The 17,965-nt window shown below is 38.5% G+C and carries 24 protein-coding genes and 7 pseudogenes; 22 read left to right on the top strand and 9 right to left on the bottom strand.

Annotated elements, in window-relative coordinates; all coding sequences use genetic code 11:
• Window positions 1–136: 136 nt before the first annotated feature.
• From ARADI_RS16085 to ARADI_RS15995, 19 genes and pseudogenes are all read left to right on the top strand, one after another.
• Window positions 137–433 (top strand): hypothetical protein, encoded by a 297-nt coding sequence (locus tag ARADI_RS16085; protein WP_119712685.1) that lies wholly within the window; start codon window positions 137–139, stop codon window positions 431–433.
• Between the two features lie 16 nt (window positions 434–449).
• Entirely contained in the window at window positions 450–626 is a 177-nt protein-coding gene (locus ARADI_RS16080) for a hypothetical protein (protein ID WP_182853325.1), read from the top strand.
• Between the two features lie 3 nt (window positions 627–629).
• Entirely contained in the window at window positions 630–917 is a 288-nt protein-coding gene (locus tag ARADI_RS16075) for a hypothetical protein (protein ID WP_119712684.1), read from the top strand.
• Between the two features lie 147 nt (window positions 918–1,064).
• Window positions 1,065–1,331, top strand: a complete 267-nt coding sequence (locus tag ARADI_RS16070) for a hypothetical protein (protein ID WP_119712683.1) — start codon at window positions 1,065–1,067, stop codon at window positions 1,329–1,331.
• Window positions 1,328–2,008 (top strand): hypothetical protein, encoded by a 681-nt coding sequence (locus ARADI_RS16065; RefSeq protein ID WP_119712682.1) that lies wholly within the window; start codon window positions 1,328–1,330, stop codon window positions 2,006–2,008. The genes ARADI_RS16070 and ARADI_RS16065 overlap by 4 nt, the downstream gene beginning before the upstream one ends.
• A 90-nt stretch (window positions 2,009–2,098) precedes the next feature.
• Entirely contained in the window at window positions 2,099–2,839 is a 741-nt protein-coding gene (gene traT / locus ARADI_RS16060) for a complement resistance protein TraT (protein ID WP_119712681.1), read from the top strand.
• Between the two features lie 82 nt (window positions 2,840–2,921).
• Window positions 2,922–3,065 carry a hypothetical protein gene (locus ARADI_RS16055; RefSeq protein ID WP_182853324.1) on the top strand — a complete coding sequence of 48 codons (144 nt, stop codon included), beginning with the start codon at window positions 2,922–2,924 and terminating at the stop codon, window positions 3,063–3,065.
• Window positions 3,066–3,080: 15 nt separating this feature from the next.
• Window positions 3,081–3,230 carry a hypothetical protein gene (locus tag ARADI_RS16050; protein WP_182853323.1) on the top strand — a complete coding sequence of 50 codons (150 nt, stop codon included), beginning with the start codon at window positions 3,081–3,083 and terminating at the stop codon, window positions 3,228–3,230.
• Window positions 3,231–4,319, top strand: a pseudogene (locus ARADI_RS19125) (type IV secretion system DNA-binding domain-containing protein).
• Between the two features lie 95 nt (window positions 4,320–4,414).
• Window positions 4,415–4,783, top strand: coding sequence for a type IV secretion system DNA-binding domain-containing protein (locus ARADI_RS20145; RefSeq protein ID WP_182853322.1), 369 nt, complete (start codon window positions 4,415–4,417; stop codon window positions 4,781–4,783).
• Window positions 4,784–4,807: 24 nt separating this feature from the next.
• The gene (locus ARADI_RS16030) at window positions 4,808–5,041 is read left to right on the top strand and encodes a hypothetical protein (protein ID WP_119712677.1); all 234 of its coding nucleotides are present in this window, start codon (window positions 4,808–4,810) and stop codon (window positions 5,039–5,041) included.
• A gap of 319 nt (window positions 5,042–5,360) precedes the next feature.
• Complete coding sequence (gene mobF, locus ARADI_RS16025) at window positions 5,361–7,064, top strand: MobF family relaxase (protein WP_119712676.1); 1,704 nt, start codon at window positions 5,361–5,363, stop codon at window positions 7,062–7,064.
• 141 nt (window positions 7,065–7,205) lie between these two features.
• Window positions 7,206–7,439 (top strand): annotated as a pseudogene (locus ARADI_RS19120) (hypothetical protein); the annotation flags it as partial.
• A 129-nt stretch (window positions 7,440–7,568) separates the two neighbouring features.
• Window positions 7,569–9,059, top strand: a complete 1,491-nt coding sequence (locus ARADI_RS16020) for an AAA family ATPase (protein WP_369407063.1) — start codon at window positions 7,569–7,571, stop codon at window positions 9,057–9,059.
• Between the two features lie 26 nt (window positions 9,060–9,085).
• On the top strand, window positions 9,086–9,289 hold the full coding sequence (locus ARADI_RS16015; RefSeq protein WP_119712674.1) for a hypothetical protein: 204 nt from the start codon (window positions 9,086–9,088) through the stop codon (window positions 9,287–9,289).
• 110 nt (window positions 9,290–9,399) lie between these two features.
• The gene (locus ARADI_RS16010; RefSeq protein WP_119712673.1) at window positions 9,400–10,002 is read left to right on the top strand and encodes a conjugative transfer relaxase/helicase TraI domain-containing protein; all 603 of its coding nucleotides are present in this window, start codon (window positions 9,400–9,402) and stop codon (window positions 10,000–10,002) included.
• A complete protein-coding gene (locus tag ARADI_RS16005; protein WP_119712672.1) occupies window positions 9,999–10,259 on the top strand; it encodes a hypothetical protein in 261 nt (86 codons plus the stop codon). Before ARADI_RS16010 ends, ARADI_RS16005 begins: the two co-directional genes overlap by 4 nt.
• Window positions 10,260–10,348: 89 nt before the next feature.
• Window positions 10,349–11,011: a DUF2076 domain-containing protein gene (locus ARADI_RS16000; RefSeq protein ID WP_119712671.1), complete on the top strand. Its 663-nt coding sequence runs from the start codon at window positions 10,349–10,351 to the stop codon at window positions 11,009–11,011.
• A 124-nt stretch (window positions 11,012–11,135) separates the two neighbouring features.
• On the top strand, window positions 11,136–11,624 hold the full coding sequence (locus tag ARADI_RS15995; protein ID WP_119712670.1) for an Hsp20 family protein: 489 nt from the start codon (window positions 11,136–11,138) through the stop codon (window positions 11,622–11,624).
• A gap of 48 nt (window positions 11,625–11,672) precedes the next feature.
• Here ARADI_RS15995 and ARADI_RS22185 read toward each other — a convergent pair.
• Window positions 11,673–11,997 (bottom strand): annotated as a pseudogene (locus ARADI_RS22185) (relaxosome protein TraM).
• 1,179 nt (window positions 11,998–13,176) lie between these two features.
• Between ARADI_RS22185 and ARADI_RS15980 the strand changes: the two are divergent.
• Window positions 13,177–13,452 carry a DUF4282 domain-containing protein gene (locus tag ARADI_RS15980; protein WP_119712669.1) on the top strand — a complete coding sequence of 92 codons (276 nt, stop codon included), beginning with the start codon at window positions 13,177–13,179 and terminating at the stop codon, window positions 13,450–13,452.
• 43 nt (window positions 13,453–13,495) lie between these two features.
• Here the strand turns inward: ARADI_RS15980 and ARADI_RS15975 are convergent.
• Window positions 13,496–14,204, bottom strand: a pseudogene (locus tag ARADI_RS15975) (DNA methyltransferase).
• On the opposite strand from ARADI_RS15975, the gene ARADI_RS15970 reads away from it, so the two are divergent.
• Window positions 14,187–14,339: a hypothetical protein gene (locus ARADI_RS15970; protein ID WP_182853320.1), complete on the top strand. Its 153-nt coding sequence runs from the start codon at window positions 14,187–14,189 to the stop codon at window positions 14,337–14,339. The pseudogene ARADI_RS15975 and the gene ARADI_RS15970 sit on opposite strands and share 18 nt — an antisense overlap.
• Before the next feature lie 161 nt (window positions 14,340–14,500).
• Here the strand turns inward: ARADI_RS15970 and ARADI_RS15965 are convergent, their stop codons facing one another.
• From ARADI_RS15965 to ARADI_RS15950, 5 genes and pseudogenes are all read right to left on the bottom strand, one after another.
• Window positions 14,501–14,746 carry a hypothetical protein gene (locus tag ARADI_RS15965; RefSeq protein WP_119712668.1) on the bottom strand — a complete coding sequence of 82 codons (246 nt, stop codon included), beginning with the start codon at window positions 14,744–14,746 and terminating at the stop codon, window positions 14,501–14,503.
• A 100-nt stretch (window positions 14,747–14,846) separates the two neighbouring features.
• The gene (locus tag ARADI_RS20135) at window positions 14,847–15,428 is read right to left on the bottom strand and encodes an Rpn family recombination-promoting nuclease/putative transposase (RefSeq protein WP_255420762.1); all 582 of its coding nucleotides are present in this window, start codon (window positions 15,426–15,428) and stop codon (window positions 14,847–14,849) included.
• Window positions 15,376–15,801: pseudogene (locus ARADI_RS20130) on the bottom strand (Rpn family recombination-promoting nuclease/putative transposase). Before ARADI_RS20130 ends, ARADI_RS20135 begins: the two are co-directional and overlap by 53 nt.
• 225 nt (window positions 15,802–16,026) lie before the next feature.
• The gene (locus ARADI_RS15955; RefSeq protein ID WP_147392441.1) at window positions 16,027–16,206 is read right to left on the bottom strand and encodes a hypothetical protein; all 180 of its coding nucleotides are present in this window, start codon (window positions 16,204–16,206) and stop codon (window positions 16,027–16,029) included.
• 166 nt (window positions 16,207–16,372) lie between these two features.
• Window positions 16,373–16,687, bottom strand: a complete 315-nt coding sequence (locus tag ARADI_RS15950) for a hypothetical protein (protein ID WP_119712666.1) — start codon at window positions 16,685–16,687, stop codon at window positions 16,373–16,375.
• A gap of 418 nt (window positions 16,688–17,105) precedes the next feature.
• Here ARADI_RS15950 and ARADI_RS21410 point away from each other — a divergent pair.
• Window positions 17,106–17,222, top strand: a pseudogene (locus tag ARADI_RS21410) (transposase family protein); the annotation flags it as partial.
• A gap of 99 nt (window positions 17,223–17,321) precedes the next feature.
• On the opposite strand, the pseudogene ARADI_RS15940 reads toward ARADI_RS21410, so the two are convergent.
• Both ARADI_RS15940 and ARADI_RS15935 read right to left on the bottom strand, forming a co-directional pair.
• Window positions 17,322–17,594 (bottom strand): annotated as a pseudogene (locus tag ARADI_RS15940) (UvrD-helicase domain-containing protein); the annotation flags it as partial.
• A 24-nt stretch (window positions 17,595–17,618) separates the two neighbouring features.
• Window positions 17,619–17,807, bottom strand: coding sequence for a hypothetical protein (locus tag ARADI_RS15935; protein ID WP_147392440.1), 189 nt, complete (start codon window positions 17,805–17,807; stop codon window positions 17,619–17,621).
• Window positions 17,808–17,965: the final 158 nt, after the last annotated feature.

The following is a 17,965-nucleotide window of genomic DNA, read 5'->3' as shown; positions in this document are numbered from 1 at the left end:
CGCAGTTACAAAGCCGGACTCTCCAGCCAGCAAATCGATAACGGGGCGATGATTAGTACCACCCAAAGTGGTCAGCATATTGTCGATACCACTCCATCCATCTCGAAACTGCCGTTTAATCTGGACAACCAGTTCGATGCTCGATACCAGCTTTAGCAAAGCGTTAAGGAGTCAATACCAAGAAAGTGAAAGTTACCATCAGGGCTTAAAAAGCTCAATTCAGGACACCTACAATATCTCAACGGCGCTAAGTAACCAGTTTAACAAACAAGGGTCATTTGAAAGTGGGTTAACAGGTGAACAACATCAGGCAATAGAAGATATTCAGCGACAATCACAACAGGCGAGATCTTCATTATCATCAAATAGCAGTACAGCGAGAGAAGATAGAACTTCAACGGATAGTACCGATGTTGCCGGTTTTGGATTTTGAACAAAAGGGAGCCTGAGTGTTAGCAAGGGATCATCAAACGCAAAAGCGAGTGCGGGAATTAGATGCCAACGCAAGGTACAATCATGAATGGCGAGACACTAATACAGACTCCGCTTCAAAAAGCAATAAAACCAGCGATGATATACAAACAGCGAAAGAGTTTTCATCAAGTCAGTCAGCGACAGTAATCTGAAATATGACCGATAATGATGTTAGCAGGATCTCCAATGCAGAAACGCGATCTTTAGTCAGAGATTTAAGAGCATCGCTCCAAAATACTAGCGAAAACTTTGCCGGATTCACTGCTAGCCAAACTAAAGAGCAGCGCATATCGGAGCAAGCCAATGTAACCGAAACGGAACGCCTAAGCGCTTCCCATCGCCTGGAGCAGGATTTTACCCAGTTTGCTTATTCGCGTTTAGGTGAAGCCGAGGCAAGTCATGTGTTAACGGATTCTGGGTGGCGCAATGTGAAGCGCTGTTAAGCGAGTTTAGTGATCGGATAGCCGATGATATTCGGTATAATCACTTTGTCAATCAAACGGTAGTAGCCAGTCATTACCAAGGTAAGCAGGTACCTTCATGATGCCAGCCAATATAATCCAACTGGTTTTAATCAAAATGCGGCACAAGTGGAAAAACAAGCTAATAAAGGCCAGATTCGGCAACACCAGACCATTGTTAACCCTGAAACAAGTGAAAGCAATAAAGTTAGTCTACTTGAATCCGCCGAAGCCAATACCAGCGAATACGCGAAAACAATACAGGCAGAAAAAACCGATTTTGGGCACAACGTCGAACCCACTCAGGAGAAAATAATCGCCAATGAGAAGGCGATAAATAAGGAAAAATCCGCTAATCTTAAAAGGTACGAGGATAAAGGAGGAAAATTACAATGAGATTTATTGCATTTATCATCACAATAATCATCCTCGAAACACTGTTTTTGTTTTACTTTAAGCAAACCTCATCGATGATCGCCATGAGCGTCATTAACCTGGGTGCTTTATTTTGTTTTTTTTTAAAAAATTGGCGTGAAAGTGAGAAAGTATTCAAATACCCTCTGTTAGGTGGCTTTTTTATCGGAAATATTTTAATTCTTTCAAGAGAATTTTTAGAGATATCGCCAAAAAATGATGGATATGTGTTTTCCAAAGTTATCTATGGTGGGATAATACTATCCGCAATCATTTCATTATTTATTGCTGGAGCAATTCTTTTTTCTTACGCCCCTCAAGATTGGCAACGAAATGGATATTCACATCATTCCTCCCATCAGTTTTCTCCCGTTAATAATCAAAATTTAAATGATGATAGTTCTGAAACTTATTATACGTATTCTGATGACGATAGTTTCAGCAGCAGAATAGAAACAAATCCGGCAACAGGATTATTAAGTTGTGGGGGAATAGACTCAGCTGGAAATATGTATAGCACAAGTAGCCATGAATTTTCATCTTTTTCGTCATCCTTTGATGACACATATAGCAGTTCTTCTAGTTTTGACAATGATTTCAGCACGACAAGTGGATTTGATCATAATAACCATTTCTCAGGGAGTCATCGTGATATTTAGCCCTCAAAAATAACCATTTTTTATCACCTTTTACTTGAACAGAATGCTGTTCAAGTAATCCCTTATACCTTTAACATGGAGTTTTAAAAAATGACACACCCTTTCAAGCGTTTATTGCTGGTTAGCTTAATATCGACATCTGTGGCTATAACAGGCTGTAGTGCAGTCAGTACGGCAGTAAAAAAACGCAACCTTGAAGTAAAAACCCAAATGAGCGAAACCATCTGGTTAGATCCGGCTTTACAGAAAACCGTTTACCTACAAATCAAAAATACATCCGATAAAGAGATGTCAGATTTAGCCAGTTTAATTCGAAAAGCGGTTGAGGCCAAAGGCTATACCGTGGTGAATAATCCTAATGCCGCCTACTACTGGATACAGGCCAATGTTTTAAAAGCCGATAAGATGGATTTAAGAGATACCCAACGATTTTTATCGCAAGGTTATGAAGGCGCTGACATCGGCGCAGTGGTGGGCGCAACTGCCATGGCTTATAACGTCGATTCTACCGGCGGCGCATTAGGCGTGGGATTAGCCGCAGGTCTGATTGGCGCAGCCGCTGATGCAATGGTGGAAGATGTGAATTACACCATGATCACCGATTTGCAGATTAGCGCATTAAGCAAAAACAATAATTTGACCGTAAATGATACCGCACGCCTGAAACAAGGTACCTCCGGTTCTCAATTGCAGACCAGCACCAAAACCACCAACCGCCATAAATACCAGACGCGGATTGTGTCCAATGCCAACAAAGTCAACCTGAAATTTGAAGAAGCAAAACCGGAACTGGAAAACCAGTTAGCCAAAAGTATCGCCAATATTCTTTAATTTCTCTCAAAATAATAAGTCCAGTTAACTTAATGCTTTTTCGATAACTAATTGGGCTTCCTATTGCTAGGGAAAAGTAATCATGAGTCTTGATGCCAGAAACATGACCCAGGGCGGTCAGATAATTAAATACATGGTGGCGATGTTTATGCAGATAGCCAATATCGTGGCGTTCTGGGTAATTATTGCCACGGTGTTGGTCTTTTTTGCCACCATCACCTGGTAGATCCCCGTCGAGAAGATGATACACAGGTTAGCTTACTGGGCAATGGATACACTGTTGATACCGCTACAGGAGGCGATTGGTACTATTGAAGGCGGAACCTTCACCTTTCACTGGTTAAACCACAGAACCAATCAGGTTATTGAATTTGAAAAAACCGCCCGATAAGTGCGCCTCGACCGGTATTTTATTCATTGCTATGTCTTATTGAAAGAAGCGGCTTTTTGGGCATGGGGGGTCGCCTCCTTTACCTTTGTTGGTCTGATTGTTGCGGTGTTTTGGTGGTTAGGTAAAAAAGGCGCCCAGCAGCGGAAAAATGAGATTATCGGCGGTCGCTATCTGGCAGGGTCAGTAAAAGAGATTAACCGATTCTTAAAAGCCAAAGGTAAGCTCTCATCGCTTAAAATTGGCGATTTACACCTAGTTGAAAACAACGAACAACAAAATATTGGACTGCATGGCATCATGGGAACAGGGAAAAGCACCGTCATTAATGACCTGTTAACGCAGGTAAGAAAACAGCGGAAAAGAGCTATTATCTATGATAAAGGCAATAACTTTATCCCGCTTTTTTATCGCTAAGGGAAAGATATTATCTGAAATCTAATGGATGCGCGTTGCCAGAACTGGGATTTATAGCGTGAGTGCCAAGACCGCTCCGATTTTGAAACCTTTATGCTGCCGTTATTCCCCGATGTCAAAAGCGGTGACCCATTCTGGCTGATGTCCGCTCGTCTTTTGTTTGTCGCCACCGCAGAGCATATGCGCTCACATCCTGACCGCTCGATTAAAAAATTATTACAGCGGTTATTGTCCATTTCTTTGGCTGAATTGTATGATTTTGTGCAGGGCACCGATGCCGCTAATCCGGTCGATGGCAGTATAGAAAAAACCGAGATGAACATTCGTACCGTGTTAAGTGCTTATGTCAAAGCCTTGCGCTACTGTCAGGGATTGGGAAAAGAAGGTAAGCCGCCTTTCTCCATTCGGGAATGGGTGCAAAATGCCGATGAAGATACCTGGATTTTCATCTCCAGTGATGGTCGCTTACATACTGCCTTAAAGCCGTTAATCAGCACCTGGCTCAATATCTCCATGCAATCGGTACTGGCGTTAACACCGAGTAGAGAAAGTCGTATCTGGACAGTGTTAGATGAGTTGCCAAGTCTTCATAAGCTGCCGGTCATTAGCGATTATCTCTTCGAGGCACGTAAATTTGGTGGGGCAACCCTCATCGGTATTCAAAACTTCTCGTAACTGGAAGCGAACTATGGCGATCATGACGCTCGCAATATCTGGGATTTGGCGAATACCAGCCTCTATTTCCATGCCCCCAGTGGCAGTGTGTCGGAGTGGGTACAAAAGAACTGGGCGAAACCCGTTTACTGAAATTTCGTGACCAGTATAGCTATGGGGTGGATACTATTCGTGATGGCGTGAACTTTTCCAAAGAAGATACCCGTGAAAAAATTGTCAGCTTCTCTGATATTCAGAATCTGGATGATTTGGAGTGCTTTGTCTCGCTCCGCGGGAATGTGCTGATTGTCAAACTCACGCTAGAACATAGGCAATATGAAACGATTGCCGCAGGGAAAATTGAGCACGATGTGTCAGCGGTTTTTGATAATCAGATTGAGCAGGAACTGAATAAATCGGGGATTGAAAATAAGCTCGATAAGCTGGTAACAGGTCGGCGCAATCAATCAGATAAAAGCAATTAAAACCAGACCAACAACCCTCAAACGATGGAAATAACACCTCCTGAACCTTTTCATTATGTTGAACCGGTTAATTATTATGGCACCGCAGAAACCGGCAAACCGGTATTAGAAGCAGAAGAGAATAACTTGGATAACCCAACACAGGAGACAAACAATAACCTAAAACATGAAAAAAGTGTCACCAATCATGCAAAAATGATCCACTTTGCCAATTTAAGCGACACCATCCTCAAAAAAATGTTCAGAGGAACCTACTAAAATCCAACATGAAAGATGACTCAAAGTACACTCATATTGAACCTGCCACATCAGTAATATCCTTCAACCAAAAACCGGCTTAGCAGTGGGCTGACGCGGTTTTATGCGCCATGTCAGTAATATGAGGTTCGCTTCACTCACGTATCGGCGAAATGAAACATATGAGAACTTTATAAGTATTTTTTTCACCTTCCATGCCTACGGCACAAAAACCATAAAGAGAATTGTGTGGATCAACTTTGATTGATCGTATTTAGCTAAAAACTGGATCAGTTTTCAGTGATCGTTGACAAAAAACACAGAAAAGGATATTTAGCTTATGCTGTTGGTCAAAAATCTCACCAGTCGGGGCGCTTCCGCCAGTGCCCACTATTATGAGGAAAAGGATAACTATTACTTTGTCGGTGAAGAAAGGACGCAATGGTTTGGTAAAGGCGCTGAACGATTAGGATTAACCGGCACGGTGGATAGAAATACCTTTGAACAGATGCTGGAAGGGAAATTACCGGATGGCTCGCAGTTAACCTGTAATAAAATGGGGAAAAATCAGCATCGACCAGACTATGATTTAACCTTTTCCGCGCCCAAAAGTGTCTCGGTATTAGCCCTGGTTGAAGGTAATACTGCGGTGCTTGATGTACATAAAAAGGCGGTGGCATCAGCCCTCGAAGAGATTGAAAATATAAGCTCAACCCGCACAATAACAAAAGGGATCACGCAAACGGAAATGACCGGCAATACAATTGCTGCCCTTTTCCTTCATCGCTCTAACCGGAATCTCGACCCTAATTTACATACCCATGTCTTATTAATCAATGTTACCTGGTCAGATAAGAAAGGCTGGAAAATACTGTCATCGGATAAAATCAACCGCAATGGATTTAACGAAATTATCCGCGATTTACAGATTACCTTTGGGTCTATTTATCGACAGCACCTAAAAGAAAGTTTGCAAAAGCAGGGATTTTCTTTTGTTTCAACAGGGAAAAATGGCTTATGGGAAATAGAAGGCGTGCCAACCGAACCTTTTTCCTTCAGGCGCAAAGAGGTTGTCGAGGCGTTAGGCGAAACCGCTTCCGCCAAACAAAAGAGTGCCGCCGTGTTAGCCACCCGTAAGGCCAAAACCTTTACCAATGTTGAGACACTCCATAAAGAATGGCAAGCGGTGCTCGCAAAAACCGATTATTCAGCGGATAACGTGAAAAAAGCAGAAACCGTCAACCCATCTGCGCCTGTAGTTAACCTTAAAGAGGTCATTTCACAATCCATTAAGGTACTATCAGATAAAACCACCCGATTTTCCTATGATGCATTATTAACCCATGTCATTAATCGCATCCCTTGCCAGCCGAAAGTATTGGAAACCTTAAGAAAAGAAATTAACCAGGCGATTAAACAAGGGAATCTCGTACCATTTAATTCAGAAAGCACGCTGTTAACCACAGAGAACCATCTTAAGCAGGAAAATACGGTCAGCACGTTAATTCATCAGTTGCGGTACAGTAAACATGAGTTGACAACAACACAAGAAAGCGCATTAGCCAAAAATATCACGCTAAACAATGTCCGGTTTAATCTGGTTAATCTTAAAAGCGGGTTTACCCATGAAATTCAGGTTATCGAGGAAATTCATTCCCTTACCAAAGAAAATAAGTTAAACACCGTGATTATTACACCGAATAAAAAAATTAGTGATAAATTACAAGAGTATGCCAATAAGAAAGTAAAAACCATCAGCATTGATGACTATTTAAATGACACCCAGAAAAATAACAATAAACGGCAATTAATCGGGATTTACCAGTCTAAACATCTCCCCCTTAATAAAGTTGCGGCATTACTTAGTCGTTTATATGCCGAGGGCGACACGATTATTGCATTAGATAGCGCTAGCCGTAAAAATAAGGGACTGACCGGTGAAATAGCCCGCGCACTCGGCGCCGAACCGATTAACGAGTTTGAATCGAATGCCGACAAACATCTTTATTTTATCCCTGACCAGGACAAAACGAGCAGAATATAGACCGTCGCTAATCATTTTGCTAACTTTTATGCTTTAAATAAGAATGTCATCATTCAGGCAGGAAATAACCCAACAAAAGAAGCGATAACAGCCAAAACCCGTGATATTTTAATCGAAAAAGGATTACTGTCTGAAAATAAAATGGTAGTGGCCACCAAAGAATCGATATTTTTAGATGCAGCTAACCGTAATCAGCGTAATACCTATAACATCGGCATGATACTTGAGCGCACCACAGAAAATGAACGGTAGCAGTATCAGATAACACGCATTAGCAAACAAAATAATAAACTCCTGTTACAAGACCAATTCGGCAACACCTCTGCGCTTTCAATTAATAAAATAGATAACCATTACCGTCTCTTTAAGGTGCAAGAGATAGAACTGCGAGAAGGTGATAGAGTCAAATCAACCAGTGTGTTTGGCCAAAATATCCAGGCGGGCAAAACCTTTACCATTACCGAGCTAAAAAAAGGCAATTTTTTATTTGCCGATAAAATCATTATGGAAGATGAGCACGGTAAAAAAGCGTCATTCACCCCAAAAGCCGATAGTAAACTGGAATACCACTATTATGAAGCGTTTGGAAATAGTCTTGATAAAACGCAAACAGTGATTGCGGTGTTTAACGAAAAAGAAGTGAATAATTCGACTATCAACCAGATAAGACGCAGCGGGAAGAATATTATTGACATCACTGGTTTGGATAGCGAAAGTATCCAAAAAAAGTTACAGCAAAGTGAAATTAGCACCACCGTGCTATCGGATATCCAGCAAGGTGATGAATCCTTCATAAAAGCCGCCAGTGTCGCAAAACATAATGTCACCCCTGATATCCAAAAACAGCTAAACATCGTGATTGACCGGCGGACAAAATCAAGTATGGTTTTTAATAGTCTGGATGTGATTACCGATGCAGCAAAATCCAGTAATTTTACGTTTAATGATTGCATAAGTGCTTTTAAACAACGCCTAAAAAAAGGCGAAGTGAAATGCTCGGATGAAACAACGCACGAGCTTTATGGGCGCTTTATTCGCAAAGAAGATTTTGATAACGAGGTGAAAATCCTCACGCAGATTTTACAGGGCAAAAACAGTCAATTGCCGTTAATACAAAATAAAGAAAAACTGCATTTTACCGGATTAACCCAAGGCCAACAAAAAGCCGCCGAACTCGTCTTAACCTCAAAAGACCAGACTATAATGATACAAGGCTATACGGGTGTTGGTAAAACCACCCAGTTTAAAACGGTAGCACAAGCACTTAACGATAATCGACCCGATGTGAATATCGTCTGGCTCGCACCCACCCATAAAGCCGTCAATAAATTACAGGCAGCGGGAATAAAATCACAAACCATTACCAGTTTCCTGATGGAAAAGCACCAGAACAATCTCAAAACATCGTATAAAAATACCTTGTTTGTGATTGATGAAAGCTCGATGATTGGCAATAAGACCCTGGCAGAATTACTGGTTAACATCACGGATAATGGAGGGAGAGTCGTCCTCTCAGGCGATACAAAACAGCTAAAAGCCTTCGAACGAGGCGCTCCTTTTGCCCTCGCCTGGCAACGAAGTGCCGCCGATAAAGTGGTGATGGATGAAATCGTCAGACAAATCTCCGAATTAAAACCCGCCATTGAAGCAATCATTGCTGGAAACACACAAAAATCACTGGATATTATTTATCAGGTTTCCCCTGACTGGGTAGCAAGGAATAATGGTGCTTTTATCTCCGAAAGCGCAATCATGAAGGGGGATTCATCAGGTAAACCACAGGAAAACGACAATCAAATGATAAAAATGGTGATTGATGACTATGTGGGTAGAACGAAAGAAGCGCGTGATAACACGGTGATTATCACCCCGTTAAATGCCGATCGAAATCAGTTAAATAAAAACATTCATGCGGTGATGCAAAGTCAACAGATGCTGGGTAAATCAGCCCGTATTCCTGTTTTACAACGCATCAACCATCAGGAAGCGGTTTAAAAGATAGCCAGTTTTGGCAAAACCAGTTGGGGCACATCGCAAAAATCAATCAATACTATTTTGAGATAACGGAGATTTCAAAAGAAGGCATTGTGAGCCTGGTAAATCGGGAAAATAATCAGGAGAAATATTTGTCACCGCTTGAAGTTAATCCTGCCTTCGTCGCGCTCTTTGAAGACAAAACCATTGAAGTCTCAGAAGGTGAAAATCCGCCTCACCACAACCGATAAAGACCGCAATATTACCAATAACGACAGGGGCATAATAAAGCGGATTGAGGACGATAAGCTCTATATTAAGTTAAACGGCAAGCTCATCACGTATCAACCATAGAAAGAATATGCCGACAGACATCTGGATTACACCTACGCCATCACAAGTTATGCTTCACAAGGCGCTTCATCCCTATGTCATCGTCTATGAGGGGGCGCGTACCCTCGCTGCAATGGATAATACCTATGTGGAATTATCCCGAGCAAAAGCCCACGTTCAGCTTTATTTGCGGGATGGGGATGCCTGGATGAAAAACCTTACAAAAAATTCAGGCGACAGAGTAACCGCGCATGACATCCTGAATAAACAGGAAGATCAACTGGCTAGAAATAAAATCAGAATTTGGGATAACAGCAAAGAAATTAGCAATACCAAATTAGCGCAAAAAATCGACCCGACACTACTTGAAATAGCCAGATTTTCCCATCATAACCACCCAGAATTATTATTGCGCGTCATTAACGAACACGGAATTCAACGAGGAAATTTTCACATTCAGGCTGACGTTTATACAGGAAAAACAGACATCGAAGAAGCCACTTACAAAGGTGCATCAGATGGTATCTATATTGTTTTAAACAAAGGCAATGATGAGAATAGCATCAATCTTTATTCGTTGTCACAATTTGATGAAGCCTTAAAAAAGGTACCAAAGACCATTCGATTGTGATTGAACTCGATAATACCAATATCCCTATAAATGAAGTCACTGAAAGTTTACCGCAAGATAGAGAAATAAAAAAAATTAATGAGAAGCAGGACATAACACTAGAATCGGCACTACTGCATGATGATCAGAAAATACCCGATCTTCAACTCGCAGAAGAATCTCCGACACGGGAAAAGGAAAATGAGGAAATTAATATCTCATATCATCATGAAGAAGAACAAAAACAAAAAATCAAAGAAAAAGAGTATGGAGATTAAAATGATGGCGCCGAATAATAGAAAATCACATTGAGTAATCATAATAAATTCAATAAAATAATTGCTCTTCAACCAAGAGGAAGCATAATATGCAAGCCGAAGAAAAACAGCTTATCGAAGATTTATTTCAACGCTTGAAGCAAGCAGAGACACCCTTTAATTCTCTCGATTCAGAGGCGAATAGTTTGATTCAAACTTTGATTAAGCAACAACCCGAATCCCCTTATTTTATGGCGCAATCTATTATCATCCAAGAAGCGGCACTAAAAAGGCTTACCCAACAAATCAAACAATTACAAAATGAAGTCATTCAACTAAAAAAGAAGGGAGCGGAAATACAGTTAAGGAAAGGCGGTTTTCTGAGCGGCTTGATAGAAAAAATCAATCCTAGTCAACCCGTTACACCCGTAACAGAAAAACCACAACAGCAAACGCCTCAATATCAACAACCAACTAACATTTCAGGTGGTAGTAGTGGTTTTTTATCTGGGGCGCTAAAAACAGCAGCAGGAGTAGCCGGTGGTGTAATGATAGGTAATATATTAACTAACATGTTTAATCATTCAACACCCAATGAAATTATAAATATTATTCAAGATCCGCCTGATTCAGCCAGTAACAATCATTCAACGATGAATGATAATTTCCAGCCTACCAATTTTGACACATTTAATCAAAATACAAGATTGACTAATAACGATTATTCGAATGATGACTATTCCGACGATATCAGTGATGATGATTTTATTTAAATGACAATATGTAATTATTTAATCTAAGACTATTTTTTCAAAAAAAAATTATTAGGCACTTGAAAATAAAGAAACGAGTTCTTATTTAAAAAATAAAGTTAATAAGCACAAAAAGGAGGACAATATGACTTATCGTTCTTTTTCTCTTATTCCTATGCTCAGTGATAACCTGTTATCGGATAGATTTTCTCAAATGGATAAATTATTCAGCCGAATAACTGGTGAAAAACCTTTGTCAGATATTCCGGCTTACAATTTACAGAAAAAAGATAAAGAAAATCTAGAACTGACAGTAACGGTTCCTGGTTATAAGCAACACGAGTTAGATATATCGGTACTGAATAATAAGCTGACCATCAGCGGAAAATGTGAAACGGAGAAAGAAGAAGAGAGTAATGATAGCAAAACTGAGAAATGGCTACATAAAGGTATTGAGAAAAAAGGCTTTTCGATGAGTTTCGACCTTGACCATCGAATAAAAATACAACATGCCAACCTAGTCGATGGATTACTAACATTGATCTTTAATTACGAAATACCGGAAGAACAAAAACCACAAAAAATCGCTATTGGTCAAAAGTCTCAACCAGAAGTAATTGAGCACAAAAAATAACTTTATTAAGCCCCTAATTTCAGGGGCTTTTAAATAAAAAACGTTATTTTATTTTTGTCTGAAAAAATGACTAACTTTATAATCAACTTCATTTATTTTTTCTTTCACAGTTTGATAACCAAACGCTTTAATCATATTGTCGTCAATATCCTGAGGACGCTTATGCGCAAACTCAAACATGGAGTCTAACTTTAATTCTGATTTAAGAACAGCATCAGCGATTAAAGCGAGCTTTTCATCTAAACTGATATCCTTATTGTCAACTTGTTCATTTTTTTAAAACTCTGACACCTATTTTTAGTATTTCCAATGCAACTGCCGTCCGGTTTGCAGTAGATTTATTTTCACCATTTTTTAATTTTTCATCGACCATTTCATCGAAAAAATCGATAATGCTAAAAGGAATTTTCAACAGAACAGGATGATTTTTTTTTGCCTTTCATTTCAAGCCTCAAAAAAAATGAATTAAATTCACACGTAATCTTGCATTATATAATTAAGTTATAGCCACTTTAATATTAAGTAATAACTATTTATTGTTATATTGTTTGCTCTATATCAAACTTTAAAACTATTTTAATTAAAAACTTTATAGAAATTTAATATAAACTTTATTTTAATATTTTTTATTAAATAATAATAGTTTATTAAAAAATAGTTTTGACTTATCATTTTTATTGATTATTAAATAAGCTATTATTATATAACTAACTGAAATTTAAATATAAATTAGACAAAATTTATTTTGCGTCTAGTGTGTAAGTTATTGGTAAAAAAAGCGGATTTAGGGAGGTAATACTGATAGTCTTTATTGGAATATTTTAAAAAAATCCTTTTGCTTTATAGGGGTGACAATATGCCGAATTGTTATGTTTTTTAAATAAAGATATGAGTGATGAAAATTAAAAATTTAATGTGGCTGTTTTGCCTTATTATCTCAAAATTATCATTTGCCGATTATTTTGATAGAGCAAGAAGCTATTATCAAATAGACCAGGATTATTTAAGAGAGATTGCCAAATAAGAGTTAAACTTTAATACTCATGCAAAAAACAAAAATAAAGATGGCTCATTTGATTTAGGGGTGATGCAAATTAATAGCAAAACCTTTAACACAATTAAAAAAGAATATCCTACATTATTTTAAAATCACTTAATTAATTATCCTTGTTTAAATATTCATATTGGTGCCATGATTTTAAGTCGTAATTTTGCTAGCTACGGCAAAAATTGGCTAGTCGTAAGGATGTATAGCTAGGCGGCTTAATTTTGATTACAAAATATATGTTTTTATCCAATATAAATTGACTGATATAGAGTAATTATTTGTAATTATTTTAAAGTAGTCCAGCTATATAAAAAGCTGGAATGAAAAATACCAATACATCAATTAAAAATCGTTACTACTATGCCAAAAAAATTTATCAACATTATCAGAAAATAAAATCTGGAAAAATGAGTGAGAATAAAATTTACGGGTCGCTGGAATAAACAAAGTCTTAAGAATACAATGCATTAACCAACTCAGATAAATAAAAAAGAGGAAATAACTATGTTAAAATCTTTATTAAATTTAGATAAAATGATAACCCCTAAGATTATAATAATTTTTTATTGGCTTGGTATAATCGCTGTTTTATTTTCTGGAATTACTGCTATTTTTGCTGGTAGTCATTTAGGTGGTTTTTTTTCAGGTTTTATGGGTGGATTAAACACAATTGTTATTGGTCTTATTGGTGTGCGGGTTTTTTGTGAATTAATTATTTTATTATTTAACATTTACGCCAAACTTAAAGAAATAGCTGAAAACACAAAAATAAAACTATAACATAATTCATTTAACGATTAATTACGCCAAATGACTGCGGATTTTAAAAGAAATAAACAGCAAAAAGATAAATAATAAAAAAGGCGGATATACTGCCCTTTATTTTCTCTTTAAGCAATCTTACAAGCACGCAAAGCGGCAATACGTTGTTGACCGTATGATATTCAGCAAGAAGCTCAATACCAATATAACGCCGTTCTGAAAGCGCAGCCGCAATACAGGTAGACCCAGAACCAACAAACGGATCGAGTACAATAGCGTTAGGCTGCGTAAAACACTCGATGAGCGGTAGTAAACTACTAACGGGCTTTTGAGTTGTATGATAAATATTGCCTGTATATTACTATGACTGTACGTCTTTCATTGGCTTGACTGGCATCACTGGACGGCCTTTCGCCAGCAGATAAGCATTTTTGTGGCTGTGCCCAAAAAACCCAGTTTTTGACGCATAACGTTTTTTGAAAACTAAATGACCAACAATCCGGAAGCCGGATTTTTTCCGCGTATTAACAAGTTTATCAACTCGATTCCAGCCGTAAAAACTAACCATTAGACTATTTGGTTTCAATACACGGAACATTTGTTGATAGGCTGGTAATAACCATTTGTCATTTTTATTATTAGCAATTGAGCGCCTCGAGCGATCGTTATAGTCGACTAAATAAGGTGGGGTCGGTCAGTATAAAATCAATTGCATTATCAGTAAAATTTGACGTAATTTTAAGGCTGTCACCTTGTATAAATCGGGACATTGTGGTGTCTCCTATTTAGTGGGACAGCAGGAGGTGACCGCGTGTCACTTTTCCCTTACTGACAGATACCGCGAAAGCCACTTGAAGGCTTGCCGTTCCCTAAAAATGGGTGTATGGCAAGCTGGCGTTGGTTAGTAAGGGAATCCTTTAAAATTCAAATTAATGCGATTGATAAATTTGATTTTTAGGCGGAATTCAATCTATTTAAGCTATACGTTTTTTTCGCTGTGCTTCTAACATCCGGTAGGAAAACACAAGTGGAGCCGACATTAGCCGGAGACATCCTCCACTTCTTGCTACATGTCTTGTTGTATACCAGTTTTTATTGGTCTCAACTGATGTTCAGGAAACAGCTCTGGCCAAAAGTTACTGATTTTGGAAATCGCTTCCTCTAACGGCAATCGCTTTTTAGGCGGTATGGGTGGTTTTGGAATTTCAATTTTCACTTCCTGTTTAGGTTTTTCAACCGTCTTCCTGGACTGATGTTTTACTACCTTTTGGGGTTTCGGTTTTTTTACCTGTTTTTTGGGCGCAGGATTCATCCAGACCTTTTTACGATAAACTGAGTTACTTTGGGGGCTACTCTTCCTGTGAAGCCTTTCCAGGGCGATTGAGGCTTAATTTCTGGCGTTCTGTCATCGTTTAATCTTTAAACAGGTTGCTCATTTCCGTATCAGTGAGACCCGTTGATAGTTTCATTATGTCTTTTTCTACGCTTTTCTCAAGAAGTTGGCGAGCTATCTTCATCGAAGCCTGTTTTTTGCCTTCAAGTTTCCCTTCTTGAACGCCATCATTTTTGCCTAATTGATAGCCTTCCAGTTTTCCTTTTTGTAATCCTTCTTGTCTTAATGCTTGAGCAATAGTCATAAGTGTTCTTTCGTGTTTTTCTGATTGTTTGTCTATCTCAGTAATAAATTCCATGGGTTTTTGTGCGTTACTTTCCTGAATGAGATAGTTAAACATAGTGATAACCTGATTATCGGTATAATAATTATACGACAACAGCGTGACAATTTCATGCATAAGCTCCGTCATATCATGTCGGCGAATGTGCTTTTGTATCAAAGTTAACAAAACCATTCGCCTATGCTGTATAATCTGATCGTCTTCTAGTGTTGTCACATCTGCTAATTTAAACGGTTGCGTATAGATACTCTCGGCTAGTTCTCTGTCATTGAAAGCAGTCAAGCCAATTCGTGCTATAGGGGTGAGGGCTTTGTTCATCACAATAAAATAATATTGGAAATACCAAAGGTAATTGCTTGTGTCTGTCTTCCAGATGTTTCTGCATGGCAGACATGCTATAGCGCATCAATCGCCAAGTCGTGAGCTTATCAGGCGCGTATTATGCTTCAATTAAAACATAAATATATCCGCTATCTTTTTTTGTGTTGACGGAATAGAGAATATCATTCCGGTAATTTTTCATATCACTATCGATAAAAGAGCTAGATTCTACTTTCAGACTATCTAAGTCACATAATACCTTAATCTCATCGGGTAGTCATATATCAAAAAAATCTTGGGCAGTTTCTTTTTCACTTAAAAACTGCTTGAATACACTGTCGTGTGGCGTTGGGGTGAATTTTTTACTCATCCGATGTCTTCAATGATGGTTAGTGTAAGTTTGAATTATGGCAAACAAACCCACTATATTAAATATGCTATTTATTCATTACTTATCAGGTATCATAATCCACCCATATAAAAACGCACTCTATCTTCTCAGGTGCGTTTATTTTTTGCTATTGGTAACCTATATGACTAATCACAAGAAAACCGCTCAAAATCGATTACAGGCGTTTTTATAGGCATTCTTTAGTTAACCCTGTGCCGTTTTTTCATTCTCAGCACTTTTGGCTAAAATATTTATCAATAATTTATTGATGATAAGTGTCTTATTCGCTTTTGTCGCTGAAACATACAGCAAATTGACTTCATTTCTAAAGGCTGTTTTGTCCATTTCAGGGTCAAAAAGATTATTCGGAAAGTCATTGTTCATTTCAACAATGTCCTGTCCCACTCAAGTCCCTTTGCTCTGTGGGCAGTGGTAACCGTAACGGGTGTTTCATCTTCACTGTCTACCATTCGTTTGCGTAAAACATCCACTTTTTTTTGGTAACGTGGTAAATTTCGCGATGATTTTGATAGATTGCAACATTTCCTGGTCACCCACTGGCTTTCGCCATACGCTTATAATTCGAATAATCGTGATATTCTGTGTAAAGCCGTTGGTTACTCATCTTCTTTCGTTTACCGAGTGAAAACCAGTGAAGGTTAATTAATTCATCGATATGATAAGCCTCTATCCCATTAATCCAGTAGATAGTCGCTTTTTTACTACTCGCTTCCAATGCGATTCTAATCACACTGGCAACCGTTCGGCTGAGTATGGCTCGGTGAGGAAAACCTTGCTTAGGCATATCGATGAGGATGTCATCTTTTTCACCTCTGCTAACCACCTGATGCGTTTCACCATTCATTAAACTAGTTGCTGAGTAGAGACTTGTATTTTTTGTCACGCTATAGACGATAAAAAGAGGTTTAACCTAGAAAATAGCGGTTTGAAATGATCAACAAAAAGGGATTTTTACGAGATAATTGTTTATGTAAAGCAATTATTGGATTATAAGTCGAAGAATTGAAAAATTTAGCCGCTGAATTTTCAGCTTGTTATTTGATTTATCGGAAAAAGAATCGAAAAGCTCACGAGCGGAAGATGGGTGCAGGGTAGAAAGGATTTATCCTCATGAGCAGAAATGGGCGCCTTCACGATAAACGCTTACTCGATAAAGTCGATATAATTCGCCATATTCCCCCTAAGGTAACCATCTAGGCCGATATCGGCTTTCAAGGTATAGATAAACAGCATCTTAATACAAAAATCCCCAAAAAAAAGGAACTCAAAAAAGACCTTTATCGCCTGAACAAAAACAAGAAAATAAAATAATCTCGGGCATCCGTATTACGGTTGAACACCCCATCGCAGGTATGAAGCGTTTCGGTTGTATGACCTAAATTTTACGGAATCGTAGACCCTTTATTGATGATATCTTTTTACTCTTTAGTGCTAGTCTTTGGAATTTCCATCTTAGAATAGCCTAAAATTTACTTCAATCACCAAAATATCCTTATTTCACTATTGAGAAACACACTTATTGCCAGTAATGCATTAGCCATACCCTCAATACAGGCATCAAAGCGAAAGCTATGGGTTAACCAGAGGCGGTCAGCATCACCAATCGAAGGCGAATTTAATGCATCTACCGCGCCTTGAAAGCGATAAATCTGTTGATGAGCGTCACCCGTTATCACTAACTTCGTGGTTTGATGAAAAATAATATCATAGGTAACCGGATTAGCGTTTTGCGCTTCATCAAACAAAATAACGTCAAAACAAGTGGAAAGGTTTGGTTAGGAGAGTTGGTACAGCTTCAAATACATATCATGAATAACGGGGAAATCATCAGCAAGGTCAATCATTCGATGCCAAAGATATTCACTTTGTCTAATGACATCATTAGCGGTAAATGATTTTTTAACTTTATCCATCAATATTGAGGGACGGTGGCGTAATATAACCTGATTATCTACGCTGCACATAAAGCTCTTTAAGATATCCTAAATTGCTTTTACGTATAACTAGTCATCACTCTGAGTAGTATTGGCGATAACAAAAAGACGCAGAGAATTGGTTAATCGATTAGCATAATTTTTATCAAAGCTAGGCCAGTTGATGAGAGGTTTTACAAAGCATATTA

The organism is Arsenophonus endosymbiont of Aleurodicus floccissimus, from assembly GCF_900343025.1.
Taxonomy (GTDB): domain Bacteria; phylum Pseudomonadota; class Gammaproteobacteria; order Enterobacterales; family Enterobacteriaceae; genus Arsenophonus.
The sequence above is the reverse complement of the archived record's forward strand: the minus strand, read 5'-3'. Positions and strand labels throughout refer to the sequence as shown.

What these genes read in the sequence shown, in the direction of transcription:
- ARADI_RS16050 (WP_182853323.1), top strand. Translation starts at nt 3,081, where the DNA reads ATGATACACAGGTTAGCTTACTGGGCAATGGATACACTGTTGATACCG.
- ARADI_RS16020 (WP_369407063.1), top strand. Translation starts at nt 7,569, where the DNA reads ATGGAAGATGAGCACGGTAAAAAAGCGTCATTCACCCCAAAAGCCGAT.
- ARADI_RS15955 (WP_147392441.1), bottom strand. Translation starts at nt 16,206, where the DNA reads ATGAACAATGACTTTCCGAATAATCTTTTTGACCCTGAAATGGACAAA.
- ARADI_RS15935 (WP_147392440.1), bottom strand. Translation starts at nt 17,807, where the DNA reads ATGTGCAGCGTAGATAATCAGGTTATATTACGCCACCGTCCCTCAATA.
- ARADI_RS16085 (WP_119712685.1), top strand. Translation starts at nt 137, where the DNA reads ATGCTCGATACCAGCTTTAGCAAAGCGTTAAGGAGTCAATACCAAGAA.
- ARADI_RS20135 (WP_255420762.1), bottom strand. Translation starts at nt 15,428, where the DNA reads ATGAACAAAGCCCTCACCCCTATAGCACGAATTGGCTTGACTGCTTTC.
- ARADI_RS15950 (WP_119712666.1), bottom strand. Translation starts at nt 16,687, where the DNA reads ATGAATGGTGAAACGCATCAGGTGGTTAGCAGAGGTGAAAAAGATGAC.
- ARADI_RS16055 (WP_182853324.1), top strand. Translation starts at nt 2,922, where the DNA reads ATGAGTCTTGATGCCAGAAACATGACCCAGGGCGGTCAGATAATTAAA.
- ARADI_RS15965 (WP_119712668.1), bottom strand. Translation starts at nt 14,746, where the DNA reads ATGAATCCTGCGCCCAAAAAACAGGTAAAAAAACCGAAACCCCAAAAG.
- ARADI_RS15980 (WP_119712669.1), top strand. Translation starts at nt 13,177, where the DNA reads ATGTTAAAATCTTTATTAAATTTAGATAAAATGATAACCCCTAAGATT.
- ARADI_RS16030 (WP_119712677.1), top strand. Translation starts at nt 4,808, where the DNA reads ATGGAAATAACACCTCCTGAACCTTTTCATTATGTTGAACCGGTTAAT.
- ARADI_RS16000 (WP_119712671.1), top strand. Translation starts at nt 10,349, where the DNA reads ATGCAAGCCGAAGAAAAACAGCTTATCGAAGATTTATTTCAACGCTTG.
- traT (WP_119712681.1), top strand. Translation starts at nt 2,099, where the DNA reads ATGACACACCCTTTCAAGCGTTTATTGCTGGTTAGCTTAATATCGACA.
- ARADI_RS16065 (WP_119712682.1), top strand. Translation starts at nt 1,328, where the DNA reads ATGAGATTTATTGCATTTATCATCACAATAATCATCCTCGAAACACTG.
- mobF (WP_119712676.1), top strand. Translation starts at nt 5,361, where the DNA reads ATGCTGTTGGTCAAAAATCTCACCAGTCGGGGCGCTTCCGCCAGTGCC.
- ARADI_RS16075 (WP_119712684.1), top strand. Translation starts at nt 630, where the DNA reads ATGACCGATAATGATGTTAGCAGGATCTCCAATGCAGAAACGCGATCT.
- ARADI_RS15995 (WP_119712670.1), top strand. Translation starts at nt 11,136, where the DNA reads ATGACTTATCGTTCTTTTTCTCTTATTCCTATGCTCAGTGATAACCTG.
- ARADI_RS16010 (WP_119712673.1), top strand. Translation starts at nt 9,400, where the DNA reads ATGCCGACAGACATCTGGATTACACCTACGCCATCACAAGTTATGCTT.